Below are 23850 nucleotides of genomic sequence, written 5' to 3'. Positions count from 1 at the left end.
TGCGCTTTTTACTATGTCTATAAGGGTTATCGGTGACGCAACTAACACGGCTAAATAAATATATCAGCGAAACTGGGTTTTGTTCGCGTCGTGAGGCTGACAAGCTCATAGAAACAGGCCGAGTTAAGGTGAATGGTAATTTGCCTGAAATGGGCCTAAAGGTCAGTGATAAAGACGTTGTTCAAATTGACAATAAGCCACTCAAAGCAAAACCCAAAAGAGTGTATCTCGCTTATAACAAACCAGTTGGTGTTACCTGCACGACCGAACGCAAGATCAAGAGCAATATTGTCAGTGCCATTAATTATCCAGAACGTATTTTTCCAATAGGTCGTTTGGATAGACCCTCAGAAGGGCTAATCTTTTTGACCAATGAAGGTGATATTGTAAATAAGATCCTGCGTGCTGGAAATAATCATGAAAAAGAGTATGTGGTAGGCGTCGATAAGCCAATTAATAAACGTTTTATTGAGCGTATGGCGGGCGGTTTACCAATTTTGGATACTGTCACTAAAAAGTGTTTTGTTGAACAAACCGGTGAGAAAACCTTTACGATTATTTTGACTCAAGGCCTAAATAGGCAGATACGTCGCATGTGCGAATACTTGGGCTATGAAGTGACGACCTTAAAGCGCGTACGCATCATGAATGTAAATCTAAACGGTTTAAGACCCGGGCAATGGCGACATCTGTCTGACGCTGAAATGCGAGCTATCAATGATTCAATTTCGGATTCAGCAAAAACAGAAGAAGGTTCGATTGACCCAAATAAGCGCTTAGATAGTAGCTCAAAAGTACGTAAAGCACCGAGCTCTAATAAATCGTTTACAGCAAAAGTTCAACCACAGCGCAATGACACGAAACCCGTGCGAAGTCACTCTTCAAAAGAAAAGCGAAAATCGGGAACACTATCACTCAAGAAACGTTAGTAGGAATTACTGTGAGGCAGGAACTGATCCACATTGCTTTAGTTGTTCGCGATTATGATGAAGCGATTGATTTTTATGTTAATAAGCTTAATTTTGAACTATTGGAAGATAGTTATCAAAGTGAGCAAAATAAGCGTTGGGTCGTGATTGCTCCACCGGGTTCTAAAGGTGCGACGATTTTACTGGCAAAAGCGACAACTGCGCAGCAAGAGGAATGTATCGGTAAGCAAACAGGGGGACGAGTATTTTTGTTTCTATGTACTGATGACTTTTGGCGAGATCATGAAAACATGCTCAAGCAGGGTATCGAATTTGTCAGACCCCCAAGTGAGCAGGATTATGGTACGGTAGCAGTATTCCAAGATTTATATGGTAATTTATGGGATTTATTGCAACTGAAGCCAGAGCATAGTGTCGCTTCACGATTTTTAGACTAAGATATTTGCCCTTAAATTTGCCAGTTTTTTAAGGCTTAATTTAAGACTACACTGAGTTTTTAACACTCATCATAGAGGACCGAATAAGATGATAGAACAAGGACAAGCATTACCAAGTGCAACACTAAGTGAACTAACTACAGATGGTATGGTAAACCATGACATTCAAGAGCTTTTTGCCAATAAGAAGGTCGTATTATTTGCTGTACCTGGCGCATTTACGCCAACTTGCTCAGCTTCTCACCTTCCTGGCTTTGTCGCTTTAGCTGATAAGATCAAGGCCAAAGGCGTTGATATGATAGCCTGTGTATCTGTGAATGATGCATTTGTTATGAAAGCGTGGGGTGAGGCACAAAATGCTGAAGAAATTCGCATGTTAGCCGATGGGGATGCAAGCTTTACTAAGTCATTAGGACTTGATATGGACACTCAAAATTTTGGCGGTGTTCGTTCTACTCGCTATGCTATGATTATAGATAATGGTGTTGTCACCCAGCTAAATGTTGAAGCACCAAAGCAGTTTGAAGTCAGTAAAGCTGAAGCCATTTTAGAAAGTCTGTAACCCACTATTTTATTTACAGAGCTACCGTTGTAGCTCTGTCCTCATCAAGACACAATCTTAAATATGACTATGCACCACCATCGAGTCGGAAATTCCATTCAAACCATCGTTTGTGAAATAAAAAATGAAGAAACTAGGCTACGTTCTCAATATCGCTTTTTACGCTACCAAGATGCGATAGGGTTATGTATTTTAGTGTTTGCTCTGCTTGGTATGATAAGTGTGGGTTGGCTATATTATGCAGGAAAAATCAGTGCGTTAGTGTGTGTTATATGTGCGGCTGTGTTTGCTTCCTTATCACATGAATTGGAACATGATCTCATTCACAAACAGTATTTTCGCTCAAATAGCTTACTTTACAACTTAATGATGCTGATAGTATGGTTAATGCGCCCTAATACCGTCAACCCTTGGTATCGACGAAAAATTCATATACATCACCACAAAACATCGGGTACAAAAGAAGACTTAGAAGAACGCTTGGTTGGAAATGGGATCCGCAATCCTTTTTTAAGACTGCTCGTGATTACGGATGGGTTGTTGGGGCTTGTGATCTTTCGTAAAGCACTTGCTCGCGATATTTCTAGCTTTCGCTTTTTCACCGTACTTAACGCAGGTTTTCCAATTACTACTGGTTACTTTTTCGTTTTGTATAGCGCGGTGTTTTATTATGGCTTTAATGCATTAAATGGCGGAGCTTATAGCTATCCATGGTGGTTGCTAGAGTATATGAGCTGGGTGAATATGTTGTTGGTAGTACTGGTTTTACCTAATGTACTTAGATCTATTAGCTTAAATTTGCTAACGTCATCTATGCACTATTATGGTGGTGTGAATAACTTGCTTGAACAAACACACGTAATTAATCACTGGCTTGCCTTGCCATTTCAACTATTCAGTTTCAACTTTGGTGCAACACATACCATTCATCACTTTGTGCCAAATCAGCCGTTTTATATTCGCCAGTGGTTGAGCCCGCAAATCTTACCAATCTTAAAACGCCATGGTGTTAGGTTTAATGACTTTGAAAGTGTAAAAAATGCCAATTACTATGCTAAGTAAGCAGCCTTGAGCTTGGATGTAAAGGGGATTTACAGTTACTAGAACCAACAATCAGCTAAGCTATGTTTAAAGTTGATAAAGGCCCTTTCGGGCCTTTATCAATTAACCTTTAGGCTGTTTAATACCAAACACGAGACAATACATAACAGGTAAAACGATAAGTGTAAGTATCGTCGCAAAGCCTAAACCAAACATGATGGTCACGGCCATAGACTGAAAGAACACATCAAACAGTAAGGGGATCATGCCTAAAATAGTGGTGATAGCCGCCATTGAAACGGGTCTGACACGGCTAACGCCGGAGTCGAAGACCGCTTGGTATGGCGCTTTACCCTGTGCAAGCTCAAGGTTGATCTGATCCATCAATACAATGCCATTTTTAATCAGCATACCTGATAAGCTCAATAATCCAAGTAAGGCCATAAAGCTAAATGGTGCATTGAGCAAAACAAGGCCTGCAGTAACGCCAATGACTGCCAACGGGACAGTTGACCAAATAACTAGAGGTTGTTTAACTGAATTGAAAAGCAGCACTGTGATCATAAACATGGCTAAGTAACCAACTGGCAAAGAGCCAAAGATGGCTTTTTTTGCTTTAGAAGATGACTCAAATTCGCCACCCCATTGCATTTCATATCCATGGGGAAGCTTTATGGCTTCGATATCACTGCGCACTCTGGCAAAAAGCTTAGCGGGGGTTTCGTCACCAATTACGTCATGGTCAGCCATTACAGTAATTGTGCGCTTGCGGTCGCGCCGCATAATCAAAGGGTCTTCCCAAATCACATTAAATTCATCAACCACTTGCGTAATAGGTAAATATACACCTAGCACAGGGCTAAAAATTTGCAGATCGCTGAGGTTATCAACATTTTTACGCTCTTCTTCAGTAGAACGTGCAATTATGGGCAGTAACTGCGTACCATCGCGATATAGACCCACTTTACTGCCACTGATGCTTGTTAGTAGCAATTCATCTAGATCGGTTTTACTGATCCCCAAACGTCGTGCTTTTTGTTCGTTAAATTCTGGTCTCAGTACCTTGGTACGTTGTCGCCAATTATCCTTAATGTTGTACGCGCCGTCATCTTTTGCTAATACCGATTTAGCTTGCGCAGCGAGTTGTCTGAGAACCACAGGATCAGGACCTGAGAAACGCGCTTCTATTTTTGCATCGGTAGAAGGGCCAATTTCCATACGCTTGATTTTAAGTTCACCTGTGATGGCGCTATTGCTTTCATACTCTCTAAGTCGGGTAATCATGGTTCGCACCGCTTCTCTGTCTTGAACTCTTACGATGAGTTGACCATACGCTGCATATTGCTTCTCAGGGGCATAGGTAAGCATAAACCTTGGTGCTCCTTGACCAATTGTGGTGGTAACTTCTTCTACCAGCGGATCTTGTTTTAAAAATGATTCTATAGCGCTGAGGTTATCGGCAGTGCTTCGGATATCTGCGCCTTGATAGTTCCAATAATCTACATAAAACATAGGTGTGTTTGATGCAGGGAAGAATGATTGTTTGACTGACTTAAAACCGACCATAGCAATACCAAGTAATAGCACCATAAATGCAATCGTCACGGCTCTGTGTCTAAGTGAATACGATAGTAATGTTTTGTAAACGTTAAAGATAACGCCTTTGTATGGGTCGTCTGAACTACTTGAATCCCCTTGCTGGGATGATTTAAACAGTTGATCCGCAAAAAATGGCGTCAACGTTATCGCGGTGATCCAGCTTAACAAAAGTGAGATAAGCAAAACCCAAAACAACGAACCGGCAAATTCACCGCTTGCGTCACTACTTAAACCAATCGGGGCAAATGCTGTAATGCCGATAACTGTAGCACCAAGCAATGGCCATTTAGTTTGTTCTACAATATTTACTGCGGCTTGTAGTTTACTTTGACCGCGTTTTAAATTGATAAGTATGCCCTCGGTGACGACTATCGCATTATCAACTAGCATACCCAGAGCGATAATCAGCGCACCAAGTGAAATTCTTTGCAAATCAATTGCAAATATTTTCATAAATATGAAAGTACCAAGTACTGTCAGTAAGAGTACTGAGCCTATAAGCAGACCGCTTTTAACGCCCATGAATATAAGTAGTACCACAATAACGATTGCAACGGCTTCAATCAGACTAACAATAAAGCCATCTACCGATTTTTCCACCTCATTTGGTTGATGATAAACTGTGTTTATCTCAATTCCATGTGGACGCTGATATTCCAGTGAAGCCAAGTGTTTATTGATAGCGTTACCGACATCAACCACATTCACCCCTGAACTAAACGAAACGCCTACTAATAGGGCTCTTTGCTCGTTAAACCGTGTGATATGCGAGGGGATCTCCGCATATTCTCTACTGACGTTTGCCACGTCACCTAAGTAAATTAGCTCTTTGGCACCGGGTTTAGATATAAGCAAATATTCTAGTTCTTTAACATCTTGGAACTCGCCAGTAGGATGTAAGCGAATTGACTCATCTCCAACGCGGATTTTACCTGCGTTAGAAACGCTATTTTGTGATTGTAGTAGGCTAAAAATGTACGATGGTGCGATCCCTAGTTGGGACAACTTTTGTGTTGAAATTTCAACAATAACTTGAGCTTGTTGTTCTCCTGCAACAGTCACTTTGCTGACACCATCAACTAATACCAGCTCGCGTTTGAGGTAATCTACATAGTCTTTTAATTCATCATAGGAATAGCCTTGACCGGTAACTGCGTACATCACACCATAAACATCTGCAAAGTCGTCGATAACTTTGGGTGGGTAAACACCAGGGGGTAAGTTTGGTTTAAGGTCGTTTATTTTTCTTCGTAACTCATCCCAAATCTGTTTGAGATCTTCTTTTCGGTAGGAGCTCTTCATCTCTACCGTGATCTGTGATTTCCCTGCTGATGAAATGGAGGTTACATAGTCCACGTAAGGAAGTTGTTGAATTGCATTTTCAATGACAAATGTGACTTCTTCTTCAACCTGCTGAGGAGAAGCGCCGGGGTAGAGTGTCACTACCATTGCTTTTTTTAACGTGAACTCTGGGTCTTCTAGTTGTCCTAAGCCAAAATATGAGACCGTACCAGCAAGAAGCAGCAGTAAAGCAAACATCCAGCTGATCACTTTATTTTCAATAGACCATTTTGCCAGACTCATAGTTATAGCCCTCGCTCCTTGGTCCAAGGTCGCACCTCTAGACCTTCATGAAGGTGATGAACTCCAGCAGCGACGATAATTTCGCCCCCCTCAAGACCTTCAGTGATCTCGATACTTTGCTCACGCATTTTTCCTATTTGCACCGCTTGTTTGGAGATAGTATGGCTGACCTCATCATAACGCCACACATAAGCATTGTTTTTTAGCGACTTTGTTTGCTCAGAGAATACAGCTGATACTGGTACAGTGACCCGGTGGGAAGTCATTTGGGTGATCTTACTGCGGTCGATGTATACGTGCCCGGTCATGCCTGCTAAAAGGTTAAAATCCTTAGGTATTGGCAAAGTAAACACAACTTTGTAGCTTAAGGTTGCAGGGTCAGCCTGGGTGTCCCATTCTTTTATCGTTAGTTTGTAAGATTTATCAGGATAACCATCAAATATAACGGTGGGGTGATAATCTAAGTCTTTGTCTACGCGGGCAACTAGTTTTTCCGGTACTTGGATCACTACGTCCATCATATCGCGGGTTTCTAATCTTAATATATTCTGTTTAGCTACAACATTCTCAAAGTTTTTGACAAAGACCTTCGCTATAGTGCCGCTAAATGGCGCGCGTAATTCACTATTTTGTAGATTAGTTTGCGCTATTTTTAGTGCTGACTCGGCAACTTGCTTATTTGCAAGGGCCTGATCATATTCTGATTTGCTGGCAATGGATTTTTTATAAAGTGAATCAATTCTTGCTAGTTGCGATGACGCAAGTTCATATTGTGCTTTTCGTTGCTCTAATTGCAGTAGAAAGTCTTCAGGGTCAAGTTTCGCGAGCAACTGACCTTCAACGACTTCTTGACCGGCTAGCACAGGAAACTCCATCAGTTCACCATTAACTCGAAACGCCAAATAAGAACCTTGATTTGCTACAACTTCTGCAGGAAAGCTTCTTATATCTCCTTGTGTGTTAGTGGTAACGGTAATTAATTTTACCGGACGGATAGGGACGTCGTTTGTGTTTTCCAATTCTTGCTCTTGGCAGCCAATCAGCAAGAGCAGTGCTGTTGCAAAGGCGGTGATTCTGTACATGTAATAACTCCATCTAACCTATTGATAACCAAACTCGAGGTGCAGAGTATAGAAAATCCATATAAAATAAAAATTATATAAAATTAGAATCTGTATAAAATTTAATTATGAAGATTTCGGATTTGGAAATATTGCATGTGGTTGGCAAGACTACCAGCCTAAGCGAAGCCGCTCAGCAATTATATAAAACCCAGCCGGCGGTGACGCAAGCACTGAAAAGGCTAGAAGAGCAACTCGGCTTTACCCTTATCAATCGCAGTGGTTATCGGGTGTCGTTGACTGAAAAAGGGAAAAGATTTTGTGAAGAATCGTCAAAGCTACTGGTTTTAAGAGATGATTTACAAGTACTAGCGAACGAATTTTCCGCAGGGAATGAAGCTAAGTTTAGTATTTGTTATGAACCACTGTGTTATCAGGAGCAGTACAACATGGTAATTGGCGATATATTCCAACAATTTCCCCATACAGAAATGGCGATTACCAGTGGTAAGCGATTTGTGGCTCTTGAACAGGTAAATAGTGGGGTTGCTGACATTGGCATTGGACCTTGGTTTGATCTATTTCATGCCACTGGTGATTTAGAATCTATAGAAATAGGTGAGATCCGCCTAGGGTTAGTAGCAAAAACTGGCTTGTTGCCGGATAAAGTCAGCTACGAAGAGTTAGCGCAATATCCCTGTCTGGCAATGTTTGAAAGTGGATTTAACTTTGATAGTGACAGGCTCTCATACGCCAAAGGGGCAGGTATGATGAAGCTAGATGATATTGCATCTATTAAGTCGTTTTTGCTAACCGGCACGGGGTTTGCGATGATAAGCCTGAGTCATTGTCGTTCAGAGATTGAAAGCGGCTTGTTAAAACAAGTTGCTGTTAGTGATAGAAAAAGCACATTTACCGCAAAAGTTCATGTATTTAGAAAGCTAGCCAGACATCATGGTCCAGTGGCAAGAGCCATCTGGCAAAGATTTAAAGCGATAGGAAAGCAGTATGCACAACAGCAGTATTGATGACGCGTTTAAAGAGCGAGTGTATACCTTGATCGGGTCAATCCCCGTAGGCAAGGTTGCCGCATACGGGCAATTGGCCAAGCTGGCTGGTGCTGCTAATCAATCTAGAGCTGTGGGGCGTTTACTGAAAAATTTACCAGCACAAAGTTCATTGCCTTGGTTTCGGGTCATCAACAGTCAAGGAAAAATTTCATTTCCAGTATCGTCCGAAAAATATATGCAACAGCGTCAGCTTCTCGAGTCAGAGGGGGTAATGTTTATAAACGATAAAGTTAATTTGAAAAAATACCAGTGGCTCGAAGATAGCTGATCGTATTTGTAAAGCGTTGCGTACCTTAATACAAGTTTGCACTACACAACTGAGTATTTATGAGACGAGCTATTTTTCCATTGCCAATATTTTTACTGCCGGGTGGATACACCAGACTAAAGATCTTTGAACCTAGATATCTTAGTATGGTCGGCGAATCGCTTAAAAGCGGACAAGGCTTCGTTTTGTGTGAATATGTTGAACAGGCAGATCTCAATGTCCCAAAAGAGGGTGTGCTGGTTGAAGTCATAGACTTTTCTCAGGACGAAGGTGGGCAGCTTCTTATTGATGTCTTTGCTAAGCACCGAGTGAAGCTGTCAACTCCTTACCAGGATGAGCAACAATTACGTTATGCTGATGTGACAGTGATTGAACACAGTGCTTGGGAGCGCAGCGACCTTCATGCAAGTCACTTCTTAAGTGATATGAGTGAGATGCTTGCTGACTTATTCGCTCAACATCCACACATAGATCAATTATACAGAGATAAGCACTTTCACGACCCACTTTGGGTTGCGAGCCGCTGGCTGGAACTACTGCCAATAAATATATCCGAAAAACATAAACTTCGAGCTGATGGAAACTTTGAACAAGTGATTAATTTCCTCCATACTGTTTTATATCAATCACAGTGATCCATTAAGTGCACGTCTTCGTAAAACCTAGTTATCGATAGTATGAAGAGAACTCTAACTATGGTTAACCATGCACCCAGATGCGAAACACGCGCAGTGGCGGGAAATAAAACCAACATGGAACAAGCACCAACACAAGCCCTAACAGATGCATTGTGTAAAGTAGCTGAGGATAGAGACAAACGCGCATTCGCTCAGTTATTTGAATATTTTGCTCCAAAGATAAAGCGCTTTGGCATTAAGCAATTCGCAAATGAAGCTTTAGCTATGGAACTTGTTCAAGAAACGCTTACAACGGTATGGCGCAAAGCACATCTGTATCATCCAGACAAAGGGGCTGCGACAACTTGGGTTTATACGGTAATGCGTAATGCTTCTTTTGACGCGCTGAGAAAAATGAAAAGCAATAAAGAAGAGCATATAAGTGAAGAGATCTGGCCATTGTTTCAAGAGGAGCAGTCGACAGATTCTGATTTTCAGGATCACTTACAAAGCAAACAAATTCAAGACCATATAAGCAAATTGCCTCCGGCACAGCAAGAAGTAGTAAAGGGGGTATACTTTCAAGAAATGTCACAAGAACAGCTAGCAGAGCATTTGAGTATTCCTGTAGGAACCGTCAAGTCAAGATTACGATTAGCGTTACAAAAACTCCGAGCAGAAATAGGAGATAGCAATGATTAAACATCATCCAACTGAGCAGTTATTAACACAATTCAGTCAAGGAGAGTTACCAGCTACACTGAGCATTGCTGTTTCTGCACATTTAGAATTGTGTGAATGTTGTCGGGCTAAGGTTGAAAGCCTTGAGAAGAGGCATGCCGAACAACTGTTCACACTTCCCTCTAATGACATTGAGGAAGATGATTTTGCAGACTTGTTTGCGCAGATAACATCTAATGATGAGATAGACATTCCCAAGCCCAGTGAACCAAAAACTCTAGAGTATCAAAACAAGACGGTATCATTACCCAGAGCTATCGCCAATATGCAGCGTGGCAACTTTGTTCAGTTAGGCAAGCTGGCTCGGTCACGTTTACAACTTGATGATGGCGAATTGCGAGCAAGTCTACTACAAATAGGTGCAGGCGGAGAGATCCCCCATCATACTCATACTGGGTTTGAGCTGACGTTATTATTAGATGGAGAGTTCTCGGATGAGAGTGGCAGCTACGTGCCTGGGGATTTCATCTGGCTTGATGGCAGACATCATCATTCTCCAGCTACACAATCAGGTTGCTTGTGCTTTACAGTGGTAAACAGCGCCTTACATTTCAACAAAGGGTTGAGCAAGTTACTAAACCCAATTGGTAATTTAATTTACTAGGCAAGATAAAATGGAAAGATCATCGTCAATAAAGATAGGAATTAGTGCCTGTTTAGCAGGTGAGAAAGTTAGATTTGATACTGGTCATAAGCGTTCTAATTTTTGTATGGACGAATTGGCTCAGCATGTTGAGTATGTGAAATTTTGCCCAGAGGTTGCTGTTGGCTTGCCTATTCCGAGGCCAACTATCAGGCAAGTTAGAGTCGGTGATAACATCAAGGTATGCCGACCTGACGGCAGTGGTGATGTGGGCCCGCAACTTACGGAATATGGTAAGAAAGTTGCAACAGATCAAGCCAAGCACTTGTCTGGGTTTGTGTTTTGCGCCAAAAGTCCAAGTTGTGGCATGGAGCGCGTTAAAATATACAACGAAGCGGGTACGGGTAACACCTCTGAAGGGGTAGGCTTTTTCGCTCAGCAAATTATGAAGCACAATCCATTGTTGCCGTGTGAGGAAAATGGTCGCTTGAATGACCCTCACCTGCGGGAAAACTTTGTGCTGCGTGTGTACGTATTCAAAAGTTGGCAACAGTTGGTTGAGTCTCCTGTGGGGTTACATGAACTAACTCAATTTCACGCTAAGCACAAGTATCTGGTCATGAGTCACAATTACGAATCATACAGAGCGCTTGGTCGATATTTAGCACAGGCTGCTGCTGAGCCAATCGAGGTGGTTAAAGATACGTACATTTCAGGGCTGATGAACGCTTTGGCCAATCCAGCCTCAAGGAAAAATCAAACAAATACGCTGACCCACTTACAAGGTTACTTTAAGAACGACCTCTCGAAAATTGAAAAGCAAGAGTTGTGTACGGCCATTGATGAATATCGAAAGGGACTTGTACCTTTATATGTACCTTTAACGTTACTGAAGCATCATCTTAAAGTGCATCCGAACGAATATTTGGCACAGCAAGTGTACTTTGACCCCTATCCGAATGAACTTAAGCTGAGGTTTGGAATTTAATGGCGCCGGTATTTTGGTTTCGACGAGACTTACGCTATTTTGCTAACGAGGCGTTGATAGCTGCGGTTGAAAATGGTGCCACCGAGGCACTTTTTTTTGTCTGTGAAAAACAGTGGCAGAAACACGGTGCGGCAGCAATTCAGGTTGATTTACTTAAGCGCCGCGTAGCTTGGCTAGGTGAAACGTTATCTGAATACGGTGTACATCTGCACATACAATCAGTTGATACCTTCGCTCAGATACCTCAAGCATTGAAGATATTCTGTGATCAACATGGTGCAACACAGGTTTATGCCAACGCTGAGTATGAAGTTAATGAACGTGAGCGCGATAAACAGTGTCAGGCGCAGGGCATAGAACTGAAATTGTTCGATGGCGACTTAGTCGCACCGCCACACAGTGTTAAAACCCAAGGTGGCGAAATGTTCAAAGTTTTCACTCCGTTCAAAAAAGCGTGGTTAAGACAATATGAGCAAACTCACTTTTATATTCCTAGTTGGCCGAAAAAGAAAGCCAGTAACAGTACACCATGGCCAGCTCCTAAGTGCCTGCACAGTGATGGTACTTCAGAAAAATGGCCCGTGGATGATGACAGCATAGCGCAAATAGCCAACCATTTTATTGAACACAAATGCGGGAAATATGAAGCGCAAAGAGACATCCCGAGTGCGAAAGGGACATCTGGGCTGAGTCCATACCTTGCTTTGGGGATGATAAGCGTTAAACAACTACTCGCTCAATTGCAGCTCTTTTACCCAGATATTCTACACATTACTAGCAGAGCTGAATTTTGCTGGGTAAATGAACTAATTTGGCGTGAGTTCTATAGGCACCTCATTGTTAGCTTCCCGAAATTATGTCGCCACCAAAACTTTAATGATAAATACAACATGGTTAATTGGCGTCAGGATGAACAACAATTTTCGGCATGGTGTGAGGGCAAAACCGGTTATCCAATTGTTGATGCAGCTATGAGGCAGCTTAATCAAACCGGTTGGATGCACAATCGGCTACGAATGATAGTCGCGAGCTTTCTTAGTAAGCACCTGTTAATTGATTGGCGTCGTGGTGAAAAGTACTTTATGGAGCATTTGATCGATGGTGATTTGGCCAGTAACAACGGTGGTTGGCAATGGGCTGCAAGTACTGGCTGTGACGCGCAGCCATATTTTAGAATATTTAATCCTATAGCGCAGAGTGAAAAGTTTGATCCGCAAGGAGATTTCATCCGTAAGTATGTACCAGAGCTTGAAGATGTGCCGAATAAATATATTCATTTTCCACACGACTATTTGGCGCTAAAACAATGTTCTGATTATGTTGTTCCCATTGTTGATCATAAGGAAGCCAGAGCTAGGGCTTTGGCAGCATTTAAGGTTTAAACATGCATACGGTAACTGAGCGTTTTATAGATATGTACCATCAGCTGAATAAAGATAATTTGTCACCACTGAAACGGGTATATCACGATGAAATTCATTTTGTAGATCCGCTTCATGAGCTGCAAGGGTTAAGCAAGCTTGAAGATTACTTCGCAGCCATGTACGCAAACGTCAGCTCAATAGAGTTTCAAATATTAGAGACATTTGATGTAAACGATAATGGATTCGTGTATTGGAATATGCGATTTGCCCATAAGCAATTGAATCAAGGGAAAGACATTTGGGTGAAAGGTCATAGTCACTTACGGTTTCGTGACGATAAGGTGATTTTTCATCAAGATTATTTCGATTCGGCAGCGATGCTTTACAGACAAATTCCTATTTTAAAGCAGATGATTAAAGTCATTGATAACAGGGTCACAAACTAATGAAACGGGTGCTTATCACAGGAGCTACTTCGGGTATTGGTAGAGGGTTGGCCGAGTATTATGCAAAGCACAGCTTAGTTTATGCCTGCGGACGTAATGAAAAGGTGCTTGGTCAGCTTGCTAAAGATGAAAACATTATTGCTCTTAAACTCGATGTTACAAAGCCCGAATCCATCGCATCTGCTTGTGAGGCCGTTGAAGACCTTGACATACTCATCCTCAACGCAGGAAGTTGTGAATATATAGACGATGCCAAGCATTTCGACGGTGCCTTGTTTAAACGGGTGATAGAAGTCAATCTGTTGTCACTTGGTTACTGTCTTGAGGTGTTATTGCCCAAAGTGGTGTCAGGTGGCCAGCTAGTCATAGTCAGCTCCAGTGCTGCGTTTGTGCCACTTCCAAGGGCTCAAGCCTATGGAGCTTCTAAAGCGGCGGCGAGTTATTTAGCCCAGTCACTTGCTATAGACTTAGAAGATATCGATGTAAGTGTGGTTCATCCAGGGTTCGTTGAAACACCTCTAACAGCAAAAAATGATTTTCCTATGCCGATGTCGGTTTCTGTAGAGCAAGCGACCAAAGCAATCACACATGGCATTAGTAAGCGACACAAAGATATTCATTTTCCAAAAAAGTTTACTCTTATACTCAAACTGTTACAGCTTTTACCTATTAACTTATGGCTGTTTTTATCGAAAGGAATAAAACGTTGAAAAAGATAGCAGTGATCGGCTCAGGAATTTCAGGTATGACGGCGGCTTATTTGCTAAGGAAGCAGTATGATGTAACCGTGTTTGAGAAAAATGACTACATTGGTGGGCATACAGCTACTGTAGATGTAGAGCTTGAAGGCAAAAGTTACGCTGTAGATACGGGGTTCATAGTTTTTAATGACCGAACCTATCCAAACTTCGAAAAGCTGCTTGCTCAACTGAATATCGAGCGTCAGCCAACTCAAATGAGCTTTAGTGTGAGAAATACCCAAACTGGTTTTGAGTACAATGGTCACACATTTTCGACGTTGTTCGCACAAAAGCGTAATGTTTTGCGCCCTAAGTTTTGGCGTTTACTGTATGACATCGTGCGATTTAACAAGCTTTGCAAGGACATTCACAAAAGCGCAGACTATAGCCGTTTTAGTACCTTAGGTGAGTTGTTGAAATTAAACAGGTTTAATGATTTCTTTCAACTTCATTATATTTTACCTATGGGAGCCGCTATTTGGTCAACTAGCATCAAAGAAATGGCACAGTTTGAAGTAGAATTTTTTGTTAAATTTTTCTATAACCATGGGTTATTGGATATCACTAATCGTCCCCAGTGGTATGTTATCCCTGGCGGTTCTCGTGAATATATAGCACCGCTAGTAGCTGACTTTAAAGATAAAATCTATCTTAATGCTGATATTAGCTCAGTAACACGACATGATGCTGGAGTGGACATAAAACTTCGCACTGGGGAGCTTCATCAATTCGATAAAGTTGTGTTTGCTTGTCATTCAGACCAAGTATTGGCTCTGTTGGGGGATGCCAGTGAAGACGAGTTATCGGTGTTGGGGGCTATTCCATACACAGAAAATTCAGTGGTCCTACATACAGACCGAAAATTACTCCCGGTCAAAAATGCAGCCTGGGCGAGTTGGAATTATTTGCTAGATCAGCAGACTGATAGGGCTGCTGTAGTCACTTATCAAATGAATATCTTACAATCAATCACAAGCCCAAAACCGTTTTGCGTTACGCTCAATTATGATGAAGGAATTGATGAGTCGAAGGTGCTAAGGCGTTTTACTTATCATCACCCCGTATTCAATCAAAAGAGCATCGCAGCGCAAAAGCGTAAGCCACAGATAGATGGTAAACGACACAGCTACTTTTGCGGAGCGTATTGGTTCAATGGTTTCCATGAAGATGGTGTACGTAGTGCTATTGATGTTGCAAAACAATTGGGTGTTGAATTTTGAAACAAGGCTTAAACAGTGGCCTGTTTATTGGCGATGTTAAACACAAAAGGCACACTCCAGTAGAGCATCAATTTAACTATCCGCTATACATGGCTTGGATAGACTTGGATGAAGTTGAGCTGCTAAATGACATTCATCCATTGTTTGGTACATCTGGTTTGAAATTATTGAAGTTCAACGAAGGTGATTATTTAACTGCATACTCAGGTTCACTGAAAGAGCGAGCCCAAAAAGCCAGTATTTCGCTTGGCAAGGACGGCAGTTATGACAAGGTCATGCTGCTTTGCCAATTGCGATGTTTAGGTGTGTACTTTAGTCCGGTGAATTTTTTCTTTTTTGTAGGCCCTCAAGGTGAATTTACTCACATGTTGGCAGAGGTAAGCAATACGCCATGGAATGAGCGACATTGTTATGTGGTCAAATTAAATCAAAAGGTGAACTTTAAGAAAGCTTTTCACGTATCTCCTTTTATGGATTTAAACATGAACTATCATTGGAATGTAAAAATTCAAAATGATAGGACATTGATACACATAGAAAACAAGCGAGAACAGCAGCTACTTTTTGAAGCTACCTTGCGATTAAAGAAGCAAACACTGGTACGAGAAAATATAACAGCGTTGCTACATCGTTTTCCCGTGATGTCATTGTCGATTTTAAAAAGTATTTATTGGCAAGCTTTAAAGTTGATTCTAAAAAAAGTGCCTTTTGTGGGCCACCCGGGACGTTAAAATGGAAAATACTACAGTAATTCAAAGACAAATTTCCCTTTCCTGGATAGAGAAAGTCTATCGCAAACTGGTTTTTTATGCATTTGACAGTATTCAAACTGGTCATTTGAAGGTGATGCTGGGAGAACAGGTTTACGAGTTTGGAAATGCAAGTAGCGAGCTTCAGTGTACAGTTACTATTGTCGACCCAGCAATGTTTAAACTGTTCGCGTTGGGGGGCAGTGTAGGAGCTGCAGAAGCATACATTGAAGGTTATTGGCGCTGTTCTAACTTAACAACTTTGATAGAGATCTTCGCTCAAAATCAGGCACAGCTGGATGCTTTTGAGAAAAAATTTGCATTCATAACTGGCTTTGCTAATAACCTACGCCATCTTCGCAATAAAAACTCTAAACAAGGCTCGAAAAAGAATATTGTCGCTCATTACGATTTAGGAAACGAGCTATATCGTTCTTTCCTAAGCGAAGAAATGCTCTACTCTAGTGCTGTCTATCCTAGTAAAACAAGTACACTAGGTCAGGCTCAGCAAAACAAGCTAGAAACTATATGCAAACAGCTCGACCTCAAACCTGGAGAGCATGTGATAGAAATAGGCACAGGGTGGGGCGCTTTTGCTATTTTTGCGGCACAAAAATACGGCTGTCATGTTACGACAACTACCATTTCTGAAGAGCAATTTGCTTATGTAGAAGAAAAAATTAAAGAGCTTGGGTTGCAAGATAAAATTACTTTACTTAAGAAAGACTACCGAGATTTAGAGGGGTGTTTTGATAAGCTCGTCTCTATTGAAATGATTGAAGCGGTGGGGCATGAGTATTTATCAGGCTTTTTTGCTAAGTGTAACTCGTTACTCAAAGATGATGGCGCAATGTTAATTCAAGCGATCACAATCGCCTGTCAGAGATATCAGCATTATCTAAAACAATCCGACTTTATTCAGCAATATATCTTCCCTGGTGGTTGCTTAGTGTCTATAACCGAGCTGAACAAGCAAATATGCACCAATACGAATATGGTGGTCCATAGTATCAGCGATATAGGCTTGCACTACGCTCGCACCTTGAATGATTGGTATACTCGCTTTAAGCATGCTTGGCCAACACTTGATCACAGCAAATTTGACCAGCGCTTTTATCGCTTGTGGGAGTTTTATCTTTGCTATTGCGAAGGCGCATTTAAACAGCGTGCAACGAGTACCGTGCATCTTGTTGCAAGGAAACCTAATTATGTTTCGTCACAGTGCCTTAGCACGCTTGATTACTAATTTTTTGCTTTTTCAGGCGTGTTGGTTTTTGGCATTTTTTTACCAACAACAAGCATTATTGTTGATGTTAGTCGGCTGTTTTTTATTGTTCCTAACGCTCTCTAATAGAATTAGGCAAGTTTACTTGTTGTTGCTCTGCTTACCTTTAGGTATAGCTTTAGAGGCGGTTGCAATTTATTTGGGCCTGATAATACATCCACATCAAATGCTTCCGCTGTGGCTTGTGCTACTTTGGATTGCGCTGATCTTTACATTTGATAGCTCATTAAAAGCCCTTTTGACATTACCTTGGAAACTTGGTGCTTTGATTTTGGGAGGCTTGGCTCCTTTAAGTTATATTTTTGCCAGTAACTTTGGGGTGTTCGAGATTGGTGTACCTTTGCATCAGTTTTACCCAGCGTTTGGCTCACTTTGGCTTGTTTGTACCTTATTTATAATCATCATTTATGATTGGTTATTTGCGAAAAGCTAATTTATCACGCATAAGGTATTGCGTAATTTGATTGCGCTTGCTAGTTTGTAAAAGTTTGGTGAGATTAGTGCTAAATGCGCTATGACAGCGCGCCATTGCTGGGCTTTAACATTTTTTAGTTAAATTTTTCAGGAAATGGTTGCACATCTGACTAAAATGCATAAACATAGGTTTTGCTTAGGCAAAATGTTCAATGAATAGGAATCTAATAATGAATAAAGCTCAACTAGTTGAAAAGATGGCAGCAGACGCTGAAATTTCTAAAGCAGCGGCGGCGCGTGCGTTAGAAGCATTTACTGGTGCCGTAACCAATTCTTTAAAAGAAGGTGATTCAGTTGCACTGGTTGGTTTTGGTACATTCTCAGTGAAAGAGCGTGCGGCACGTACTGGCCGTAACCCACAAACAGGTGCTGAAATCCAAATCGCAGCGGCAAATATTCCAAGCTTCAAAGCCGGTAAAGGTCTAAAAGACCAAGTTAACCCTTAATAAGGTTAAAAATTAAAATAACAAAGGGACCTAATGGTCCCTTTGTTTTTATCTAGCCTTTGAGCGCTTTGTCGCCACGCCCAATACCTACAGCGCCAGAACGAACTAATTCAATAATGTCGCTCTCATGACGCAGCATGTCTAAAAATGACTCTAGCCGCTCTGCGTTGCTTAATAGTTGTAAAGTATAGCTTTGCTTGCCCATGTCTATGATTGAGCCTTGGAACACGTCTGCGATGCGTGTAACCGCTGCTCGTGTTGCTTCATCTTTGGCAAACACTTTCACTAACAACAGTTCTCGCTCGATATGTGGAACTTCGGTTAAATCAATTATTTTTAGTACATCTACAAGTTTGTTAACTTGTTTAGTAATTTGTTCTACAACTCTGTCATCGCCATGAGTGGTTATGGTGATCCTTGACAATGTTTGATCAGCCGTGGTGCCAACGGTTAGGCTGTCTATATTATAAGCACGCTGCGAAAATAGCCCCACGATGCGAGATAAAGACCCTGGCTCGTTTTCTAATAAGATACTTAGTATTCTGCGCATTATGCTTTTACTCCCTTTTTAAGCCACATCTCATCAACGGCACCTAGTTTAATTTGCATTGGATATACGTGCTCTTTTTCATCAACTCGGATATCTAAAAACACTAGCCTATCAGTAATAGCAAAAGCTTTTTCTAGCGCACCATCTAACTCACTTGGGTGGTCAACTCGAATCCCAATATGACCATAGCTTTGTGCAAGAGCGACAAAATCAGGCAATGATTCCATATAAGAGCTTGAATGTCGGCCGCCATACATCATATCTTGCCACTGTCTCACCATACCCAAAGAGCGGTTGTTCAAAGACACGATTTTTACTGCAAGACCATACTGTAAGCAGGTGGATAGCTCTTGGATATTCATCTGGATTGAACCGTCCCCGGTTACACAAACCACATGCTGATCTGGAAAAGCTAATTTAACCCCCATGGCTGCAGGGAGCCCAAAGCCCATGGTGCCTAGGCCACCTGAGTTGATCCATTGACGCGGCTTCTTGAAAGGGTAGTACTGAGCGGCAAACATTTGATGCTGTCCTACATCTGAACTCACATACGCATCACCTTGAGTGATCTGATAGACCTTTTCAATTACCGTTTGCGGCTTGATAACATCAACGCCTAGGTCATAAGACAAGCATTTTTGTTCACGCCATTGGGTGATTTGTTGCCACCACTGTTCTTGAGCACTGCGATCGATGCGACTTGGGCTTTTTTCGATTGCGCTTTGTAACTGCTCTAATACGGATGCCAAACAACCAACTACAGGTATATGAGCTTTTATCGTCTTAGAGATTGATGTAGGGTCTACGTCTACGTGTACTATGGTCGCTTCTGGGCAGAACTTCTTAACGTTGTTTGTAACGCGGTCATCGAAGCGCGCGCCCAGTGCTAGGATAACATCGGCATTAGCCATTGCTTTGTTTGCCTCAAGGTTACCATGCATGCCAAGCATACCGATGAAGTTTGGATGCGTACCACTAATTCCGCCTAATCCCATCAATGTGTTGGTAATAGGTGCGTTAAGTGTCTCAACCAGCTCGGTTAGCTGCTCAGAGGTATTTGATAATACAATGCCTCCACCTGAGTAAATGACTAATCGCTTAGCGCCTAAAATAGCCTCTACAGCTTTTTTGATTTGTTTAGAATGTCCTTTAACGCTTGGGTTATAAGTACGCATTTCGATACTTTGTGGCATCGTGTAATCAAATTTTTGTAACGGATTAAGAATATCTTTGGGAAGCTCTACAACAACAGGACCCGGACGCCCAGTGCTGGCAAGATAAAAAGCTTTCGCTAATACCGTAGGGATTTGCTCGGCATCACGACAATTAAAGCTATGTTTAACAATAGGTCTTGAGCACCCTACAATATCAGTTTCTTGAAACGCGTCATCACCTATCAGGTTGGAGGGCACCTGACCTGATAAAACCACCATAGGAATAGAGTCCATGTAAGCGGTGGCAATACCAGTTACGCAGTTGGTAGCTCCTGGGCCCGAGGTTGCCAGCACAACACCAACTCGACCTGTCGCTCTGGCATAACCATCAGCCATATGTGTAGCGGCCTGTTCATGGCGTACTAAAATATGTTCTATTTCACTTTGTTGAAATAGTGCATCGTACAAGTCCAAAACCGAGCCACCAGGGTACCCAAATATATATTCAACCTTAAGTGCTGCGAGTGCTTTTACAACGAGCTCGGAGCCATTGTATTGCTCTGTTTTCATCCTCATTCCTCAGTTTTTGCTGTAACTGTTGATAATTTCCCAAAAAAAAACCCCGCAATTGCGGGGTTAAAGCGTAAATTTGCTCAACACGGCCCCGCTGGACTTAAGGTTAAGACCAGGACTAGGACATGTAGGTTAGATAAAATACGTTTCATTTTGGTGTTAATTCTATTTGTTTGTTTACGCAAGTTATTAAATGTTGTTTTACAACTCATGTCAAGGGGAGTTCTTGGAATGTGCATAAAAAACGCATTTTTTAAATAAATTTGAATTATTCTGCGTATTTATTGTGGTGTTTAGGTTTTTTTTGGAAGTTATTATGCAGTTTTTTGGCTGACTGGATTTGTTTATTCAAAAAAGTGCTAACAGATTTATAAAAACACTGTGGCATAAAAAGTGAGAAGAAAGGGACCGAAGCATTCAGTCCCTAACCGACTATTATAGTCGTTCAATCACAGCTTGTGTGAAGTCAGTTGTGCCGTGGTTTCCGCCTAAATCACGTGTTGTACGGTCACCAGACTTAATCACATCTGCTACTGCATTTCTGATTCGATCAGCTGTTTCACCCATTTCTAAGTACTCAAGCATTTGAATTGAAGCTAGAATAACAGATGTTGGGTTGGCTAGGTTTTTACCAGCGATATCAGGAGCACTACCGTGTACAGCTTCGAAAATTGCAGCATTTTCACCAATGTTTGCACCTGGTGCCATACCAAGACCACCCACAAGACCAGCACAAAGATCAGATAGAATGTCACCAAAAAGGTTTGTAGTTACAATTACGTCGAACTCTTCTGGAGTCATCACTAACTTCATACAAGTTGCATCTACAATCATCTCTGCTGATTCGATATCAGGATAGCGTTCACCCACTTCACGAGCAACTTTAAGGAATAGGCCAGAAGTTGACTTTAGAATATTCGCTTTATGTACAGCTGTTACTTTTTTACGGCCTTCGCGACGAGCTAGTTCATATGCAAATGTAACGATTTTCTCTGCACCTTCACGAGTGATTTTAGACATTGCTTCTGCTTCATTACCATCTTCAGAAACAACTTGACCCAAGCCAGAGTACATGCCTTGAGTGTTTTCGCGCACCGTGATGATGTCTATGTCGTCATAACGTGCTTTAGTTCCAGCGAAAGACTTAACTGGACGTACGTTTGCATATAGACCAAAGTGTTTACGTAGCGTCACGTTGATAGAAGTGAAACCTTCACCGACAGGAGTTGTTAGAGGACCTTTTAGTGTGATCTTGTTCTTTTCAATCACATCTAGAGTTTCTTTTGGCAGAAGTTCTCCAGTTTTTTCTAACGCAGCTAGACCTGCATCTACATATTCATAGTCAAAGTCACAACCCGCTGCATTTAGGATCTCAATTGCTGAATCAATGATGCTTGGACCTATGCCGTCACCTTTAATCACGGTAATGGTTTGCTTAGCCATTCTGGTTTTTCCTTTATCAAAAAAAAATAATACACCACACCCAATGGGCACTACTGAGAAGTTTAGTAAACAAAGAGGGAGGGTGTGTGTTCGCTTGAAAGTTTAAGCGCGTTTTATAACAATTTATGCCTTCTTATTCCAGTACGGAATGGTAAATAAGGTATACATGGTATTTATGCTTGTTATATGTTTTATTTATCGCATAAATAATAGGCGAGTTTCTCGTGTAAGTTCAGTCTATGTTACAGCTTGGTCCGTGGGTAATAAATGCTTCGCAAAACTGAGTCAAGGAGTTCCATTGGAATTCTTTGAGTACCTCATCAAGTAATTGAGTTTGCCAAGCGCTAAGTGCTTGAGACTCACCTAGCGTGTAGGTGGCCAATATCTTAATAGCAACCAGGTATCGAGCCTTGTCACTGAGCGTGCTTTTTTCAGCTTTCTCAGTTTCCAAAAATGCTTGGTGAGATGGCGAGTGGGCAAAATAGTTATTTGTAAACTCGGTGAAGCGTGTTTCGTTTAAACGTACAAAACCAAATAAATGCGCTATTGACACGCTTTTTTCTGTCAGTTGTTCAGTGTTACTTTTTACTGATCTTCGAATGGCACAGCTATGATCGGATAAGATGAAGTAGATAGCCGCGGTAAAAGGGCTTAAAAGGTGCTCGAACTGCTCCGAATGTTCATTACTTAGTAACATCATTATCAGCTTGTTGAGATGGTTGTACTTATGCCACACATCGTTAGCAAACGGGTGACGAAGCTTTGAAATTAGCGTTTCCAACAATACTCGCTGACAAAGCAAGCCTGCAGTATCAAGCCCTACCATTGTCAGGCAGTGTCTTACGGTACTGGCTTTTTGCCCTTGTCGATTGTACTGTCTAGCAGCTTGTTGTAATGCGTAGGTGATCTGTGAAAATGGCTTGATAGCCTTTTCAATAGCTTTAAACTCCAAAAATTGATGTTGACCTAGTTTGGTTATCGCTTGCCAAATTGCTTCCTGATGCTCGTGCGCTTCAATAGGTTTTGGTATTTGCTCGTTAAACCAAATGGAATAAAGCAGTTTTCTATCAGATGTTGATATGGGACGATAATGAGGAGTGAAGCGTTTGCTGGTTTTTAGCATGCCCACAGCATTGTTGTTATTAAGTAATACCAACAAAAAACCATCATGTGTAGCACAAAGGACTAGCGCTTGCTGGCCTTTATAATTCACCAATGAGCCACCGGGGTAATCGGTTATCTGTCTTGCTAGTGCTAACAATGAAAGTTGCGCAAATTCATTGTGAGTTCCCAGATAAAGTGATTTTAGCGCTTGTACTATTGTGAACGTCTTTATTTTGGGCCTGGGTGTAATAGCCTTAGCGATACGCTTGGCTAAAGTGACTAAAATACTGGTGTTATCATATAAGGGGATTGATTTGTTTCCAGTTATAGCCGCAGTGTATTTGTCTAGTCGAGATAAAATACGTTGTAGCTGACCTTGGGGTACATTTGCGGTGTCTAGCATTGTGATAGCGAACTGATGCCTAAGCTTGACCAGCTTAGTTTCTTGTACGCTGAGCATTTCTCCTCTGGCTGCTTTATTAGTCTCATTTGAGCAACACAAATGGTCGCTCAATGCTGCAATAACCAGTTCTTCGGTGAAATTTGCGTCGTAGCCGTTTGCACTACAAAAAGCACATACTAAAATGCATTGGTTAACCGTCAGGTTGGTCGCATAGCCATGATCAGAGGCATAAAACTGTAAGTGAGCATGTAATGCATTAGGCTGATGTTGGTAACTTTGAACAAAGCGTTCCGCAAGCTGACTTAACGTAGGGTAGATCGCAGGCCATTTTTGTTTATTATAATAGAGTCTAAGCGCCTGATGTGTATGCTCAAAAAGGCGTTTTAAATGAGCTGGACTAGGCTTAAACTCAGACATTC

The 23850-nt window shown here is 41.6% G+C and carries 24 protein-coding genes; 18 read left to right on the top strand and 6 right to left on the bottom strand.

All coding sequences use genetic code 11. The features are described 5' to 3' along the window. The first annotated feature begins 32 nt into the window (after positions 1-32). The 4 genes from rluF to BIW53_RS14810 all read left to right on the top strand — a co-directional run bounded on the left by rluF (position 33) and on the right by BIW53_RS14810 (position 2990). On the top strand, positions 33-929 hold the full coding sequence (gene rluF, locus BIW53_RS14825) for a 23S rRNA pseudouridine(2604) synthase RluF (protein WP_070992787.1): 897 nt from the start codon (positions 33-35) through the stop codon (positions 927-929). Between the two features lie 11 nt (positions 930-940). Beyond that, positions 941-1366, top strand: a complete 426-nt coding sequence (locus BIW53_RS14820) for a VOC family protein (RefSeq protein ID WP_070992786.1) — start codon at positions 941-943, stop codon at positions 1364-1366. An 88-nt stretch (positions 1367-1454) separates the two neighbouring features. Beyond that, positions 1455-1928, top strand: coding sequence for a peroxiredoxin (locus BIW53_RS14815; protein ID WP_070992785.1), 474 nt, complete (start codon positions 1455-1457; stop codon positions 1926-1928). 69 nt (positions 1929-1997) lie between these two features. Then, positions 1998-2990, top strand: a complete 993-nt coding sequence (locus BIW53_RS14810; protein WP_070993066.1) for a fatty acid desaturase — start codon at positions 1998-2000, stop codon at positions 2988-2990. Positions 2991-3092: 102 nt separating this feature from the next. Here the strand turns inward: BIW53_RS14810 and BIW53_RS14805 are convergent, their stop codons facing one another. Continuing rightward, positions 3093-6152 carry an efflux RND transporter permease subunit gene (locus BIW53_RS14805; protein WP_070992784.1) on the bottom strand — a complete coding sequence of 1020 codons (3060 nt, stop codon included), beginning with the start codon at positions 6150-6152 and terminating at the stop codon, positions 3093-3095. Positions 6153-6154: 2 nt separating this feature from the next. Next, entirely contained in the window at positions 6155-7234 is a 1080-nt protein-coding gene (locus BIW53_RS14800) for an efflux RND transporter periplasmic adaptor subunit (protein WP_070992783.1), read from the bottom strand. A gap of 107 nt (positions 7235-7341) precedes the next feature. On the opposite strand from BIW53_RS14800, the gene BIW53_RS14795 reads away from it, so the two are divergent. From BIW53_RS14795 to BIW53_RS14730, 14 genes are all read left to right on the top strand, one after another. Then, positions 7342-8241, top strand: coding sequence for a LysR family transcriptional regulator (locus BIW53_RS14795; RefSeq protein ID WP_070992782.1), 900 nt, complete (start codon positions 7342-7344; stop codon positions 8239-8241). After that, a complete protein-coding gene (locus tag BIW53_RS14790; protein WP_070992781.1) occupies positions 8222-8551 on the top strand; it encodes an MGMT family protein in 330 nt (109 codons plus the stop codon). Before BIW53_RS14795 ends, BIW53_RS14790 begins: the two co-directional genes overlap by 20 nt. A 59-nt stretch (positions 8552-8610) precedes the next feature. Continuing rightward, positions 8611-9186 carry an LON peptidase substrate-binding domain-containing protein gene (locus tag BIW53_RS14785; RefSeq protein ID WP_070992780.1) on the top strand — a complete coding sequence of 192 codons (576 nt, stop codon included), beginning with the start codon at positions 8611-8613 and terminating at the stop codon, positions 9184-9186. A 117-nt stretch (positions 9187-9303) separates the two neighbouring features. Then, positions 9304-9870, top strand: coding sequence for a sigma-70 family RNA polymerase sigma factor (locus BIW53_RS14780; protein ID WP_070993065.1), 567 nt, complete (start codon positions 9304-9306; stop codon positions 9868-9870). Next, positions 9863-10513, top strand: coding sequence for a ChrR family anti-sigma-E factor (locus BIW53_RS14775; protein ID WP_070992779.1), 651 nt, complete (start codon positions 9863-9865; stop codon positions 10511-10513). The genes BIW53_RS14780 and BIW53_RS14775 overlap by 8 nt, the downstream gene beginning before the upstream one ends. A gap of 10 nt (positions 10514-10523) precedes the next feature. Beyond that, complete coding sequence (locus BIW53_RS14770) at positions 10524-11480, top strand: YbgA family protein (protein WP_070992778.1); 957 nt, start codon at positions 10524-10526, stop codon at positions 11478-11480. Continuing rightward, positions 11480-12862 (top strand): deoxyribodipyrimidine photo-lyase, encoded by a 1383-nt coding sequence (phrB, locus tag BIW53_RS14765; RefSeq protein WP_070992777.1) that lies wholly within the window; start codon positions 11480-11482, stop codon positions 12860-12862. The genes BIW53_RS14770 and phrB overlap by 1 nt, the downstream gene beginning before the upstream one ends. Positions 12863-12864: 2 nt before the next feature. Next, positions 12865-13290, top strand: coding sequence for a nuclear transport factor 2 family protein (locus BIW53_RS14760; protein ID WP_070992776.1), 426 nt, complete (start codon positions 12865-12867; stop codon positions 13288-13290). Further along, entirely contained in the window at positions 13290-14000 is a 711-nt protein-coding gene (locus BIW53_RS14755; protein WP_070992775.1) for an SDR family NAD(P)-dependent oxidoreductase, read from the top strand. The genes BIW53_RS14760 and BIW53_RS14755 overlap by 1 nt, the downstream gene beginning before the upstream one ends. Then, positions 13997-15250, top strand: coding sequence for an NAD(P)/FAD-dependent oxidoreductase (locus BIW53_RS14750; RefSeq protein WP_070992774.1), 1254 nt, complete (start codon positions 13997-13999; stop codon positions 15248-15250). Before BIW53_RS14755 ends, BIW53_RS14750 begins: the two co-directional genes overlap by 4 nt. After that, complete coding sequence (locus BIW53_RS14745; protein WP_070992773.1) at positions 15247-15981, top strand: DUF1365 domain-containing protein; 735 nt, start codon at positions 15247-15249, stop codon at positions 15979-15981. The genes BIW53_RS14750 and BIW53_RS14745 overlap by 4 nt, the downstream gene beginning before the upstream one ends. 1 nt (position 15982) lies before the next feature. Further along, positions 15983-17245, top strand: a complete 1263-nt coding sequence (locus tag BIW53_RS14740) for an SAM-dependent methyltransferase (RefSeq protein ID WP_070992772.1) — start codon at positions 15983-15985, stop codon at positions 17243-17245. Continuing rightward, positions 17208-17717 carry a DUF2878 domain-containing protein gene (locus BIW53_RS14735; RefSeq protein ID WP_070992771.1) on the top strand — a complete coding sequence of 170 codons (510 nt, stop codon included), beginning with the start codon at positions 17208-17210 and terminating at the stop codon, positions 17715-17717. Before BIW53_RS14740 ends, BIW53_RS14735 begins: the two co-directional genes overlap by 38 nt. Positions 17718-17928: 211 nt before the next feature. Further along, positions 17929-18204 carry an HU family DNA-binding protein gene (locus BIW53_RS14730; RefSeq protein WP_070982961.1) on the top strand — a complete coding sequence of 92 codons (276 nt, stop codon included), beginning with the start codon at positions 17929-17931 and terminating at the stop codon, positions 18202-18204. 52 nt (positions 18205-18256) lie between these two features. Here BIW53_RS14730 and ilvN read toward each other — a convergent pair whose 3' ends face one another. The 4 genes from ilvN to BIW53_RS14710 form a co-directional block, all read right to left on the bottom strand. Further along, entirely contained in the window at positions 18257-18754 is a 498-nt protein-coding gene (gene ilvN, locus BIW53_RS14725; RefSeq protein WP_070992770.1) for an acetolactate synthase small subunit, read from the bottom strand. Beyond that, positions 18754-20478 carry an acetolactate synthase 3 large subunit gene (locus tag BIW53_RS14720; RefSeq protein ID WP_070992769.1) on the bottom strand — a complete coding sequence of 575 codons (1725 nt, stop codon included), beginning with the start codon at positions 20476-20478 and terminating at the stop codon, positions 18754-18756. The genes ilvN and BIW53_RS14720 overlap by 1 nt, the downstream gene beginning before the upstream one ends. A gap of 438 nt (positions 20479-20916) precedes the next feature. Further along, positions 20917-21924 carry an isocitrate dehydrogenase gene (locus BIW53_RS14715; RefSeq protein ID WP_070992768.1) on the bottom strand — a complete coding sequence of 336 codons (1008 nt, stop codon included), beginning with the start codon at positions 21922-21924 and terminating at the stop codon, positions 20917-20919. A gap of 232 nt (positions 21925-22156) precedes the next feature. Further along, positions 22157-23848, bottom strand: a complete 1692-nt coding sequence (locus tag BIW53_RS14710) for a hypothetical protein (RefSeq protein WP_070992767.1) — start codon at positions 23846-23848, stop codon at positions 22157-22159. Positions 23849-23850: the final 2 nt, after the last annotated feature.

Source organism: Pseudoalteromonas byunsanensis (assembly GCF_001854475.1).
Classification (GTDB): Bacteria; Pseudomonadota; Gammaproteobacteria; order Enterobacterales; family Alteromonadaceae; genus Pseudoalteromonas; species Pseudoalteromonas byunsanensis.
The sequence above is the reverse complement of the archived record's forward strand: the minus strand, read 5'-3'. Positions and strand labels throughout refer to the sequence as shown.

What these genes read in the sequence shown, in the direction of transcription:
- BIW53_RS14815 (WP_070992785.1), top strand. Translation starts at nt 1,455, where the DNA reads ATGATAGAACAAGGACAAGCATTACCAAGTGCAACACTAAGTGAACTA.
- BIW53_RS14810 (WP_070993066.1), top strand. Translation starts at nt 1,998, where the DNA reads ATGCACCACCATCGAGTCGGAAATTCCATTCAAACCATCGTTTGTGAA.
- BIW53_RS14805 (WP_070992784.1), bottom strand. Translation starts at nt 6,152, where the DNA reads ATGAGTCTGGCAAAATGGTCTATTGAAAATAAAGTGATCAGCTGGATG.
- BIW53_RS14800 (WP_070992783.1), bottom strand. Translation starts at nt 7,234, where the DNA reads ATGTACAGAATCACCGCCTTTGCAACAGCACTGCTCTTGCTGATTGGC.
- BIW53_RS14795 (WP_070992782.1), top strand. Translation starts at nt 7,342, where the DNA reads ATGAAGATTTCGGATTTGGAAATATTGCATGTGGTTGGCAAGACTACC.
- BIW53_RS14790 (WP_070992781.1), top strand. Translation starts at nt 8,222, where the DNA reads ATGCACAACAGCAGTATTGATGACGCGTTTAAAGAGCGAGTGTATACC.
- BIW53_RS14785 (WP_070992780.1), top strand. Translation starts at nt 8,611, where the DNA reads ATGAGACGAGCTATTTTTCCATTGCCAATATTTTTACTGCCGGGTGGA.
- BIW53_RS14780 (WP_070993065.1), top strand. Translation starts at nt 9,304, where the DNA reads ATGGAACAAGCACCAACACAAGCCCTAACAGATGCATTGTGTAAAGTA.
- BIW53_RS14775 (WP_070992779.1), top strand. Translation starts at nt 9,863, where the DNA reads ATGATTAAACATCATCCAACTGAGCAGTTATTAACACAATTCAGTCAA.
- BIW53_RS14770 (WP_070992778.1), top strand. Translation starts at nt 10,524, where the DNA reads ATGGAAAGATCATCGTCAATAAAGATAGGAATTAGTGCCTGTTTAGCA.
- phrB (WP_070992777.1), top strand. Translation starts at nt 11,480, where the DNA reads ATGGCGCCGGTATTTTGGTTTCGACGAGACTTACGCTATTTTGCTAAC.
- BIW53_RS14760 (WP_070992776.1), top strand. Translation starts at nt 12,865, where the DNA reads ATGCATACGGTAACTGAGCGTTTTATAGATATGTACCATCAGCTGAAT.
- BIW53_RS14755 (WP_070992775.1), top strand. Translation starts at nt 13,290, where the DNA reads ATGAAACGGGTGCTTATCACAGGAGCTACTTCGGGTATTGGTAGAGGG.
- BIW53_RS14740 (WP_070992772.1), top strand. Translation starts at nt 15,983, where the DNA reads ATGGAAAATACTACAGTAATTCAAAGACAAATTTCCCTTTCCTGGATA.
- BIW53_RS14735 (WP_070992771.1), top strand. Translation starts at nt 17,208, where the DNA reads ATGTTTCGTCACAGTGCCTTAGCACGCTTGATTACTAATTTTTTGCTT.
- BIW53_RS14730 (WP_070982961.1), top strand. Translation starts at nt 17,929, where the DNA reads ATGAATAAAGCTCAACTAGTTGAAAAGATGGCAGCAGACGCTGAAATT.
- ilvN (WP_070992770.1), bottom strand. Translation starts at nt 18,754, where the DNA reads ATGCGCAGAATACTAAGTATCTTATTAGAAAACGAGCCAGGGTCTTTA.
- BIW53_RS14720 (WP_070992769.1), bottom strand. Translation starts at nt 20,478, where the DNA reads ATGAAAACAGAGCAATACAATGGCTCCGAGCTCGTTGTAAAAGCACTC.
- BIW53_RS14715 (WP_070992768.1), bottom strand. Translation starts at nt 21,924, where the DNA reads ATGGCTAAGCAAACCATTACCGTGATTAAAGGTGACGGCATAGGTCCA.
- BIW53_RS14710 (WP_070992767.1), bottom strand. Translation starts at nt 23,848, where the DNA reads ATGTCTGAGTTTAAGCCTAGTCCAGCTCATTTAAAACGCCTTTTTGAG.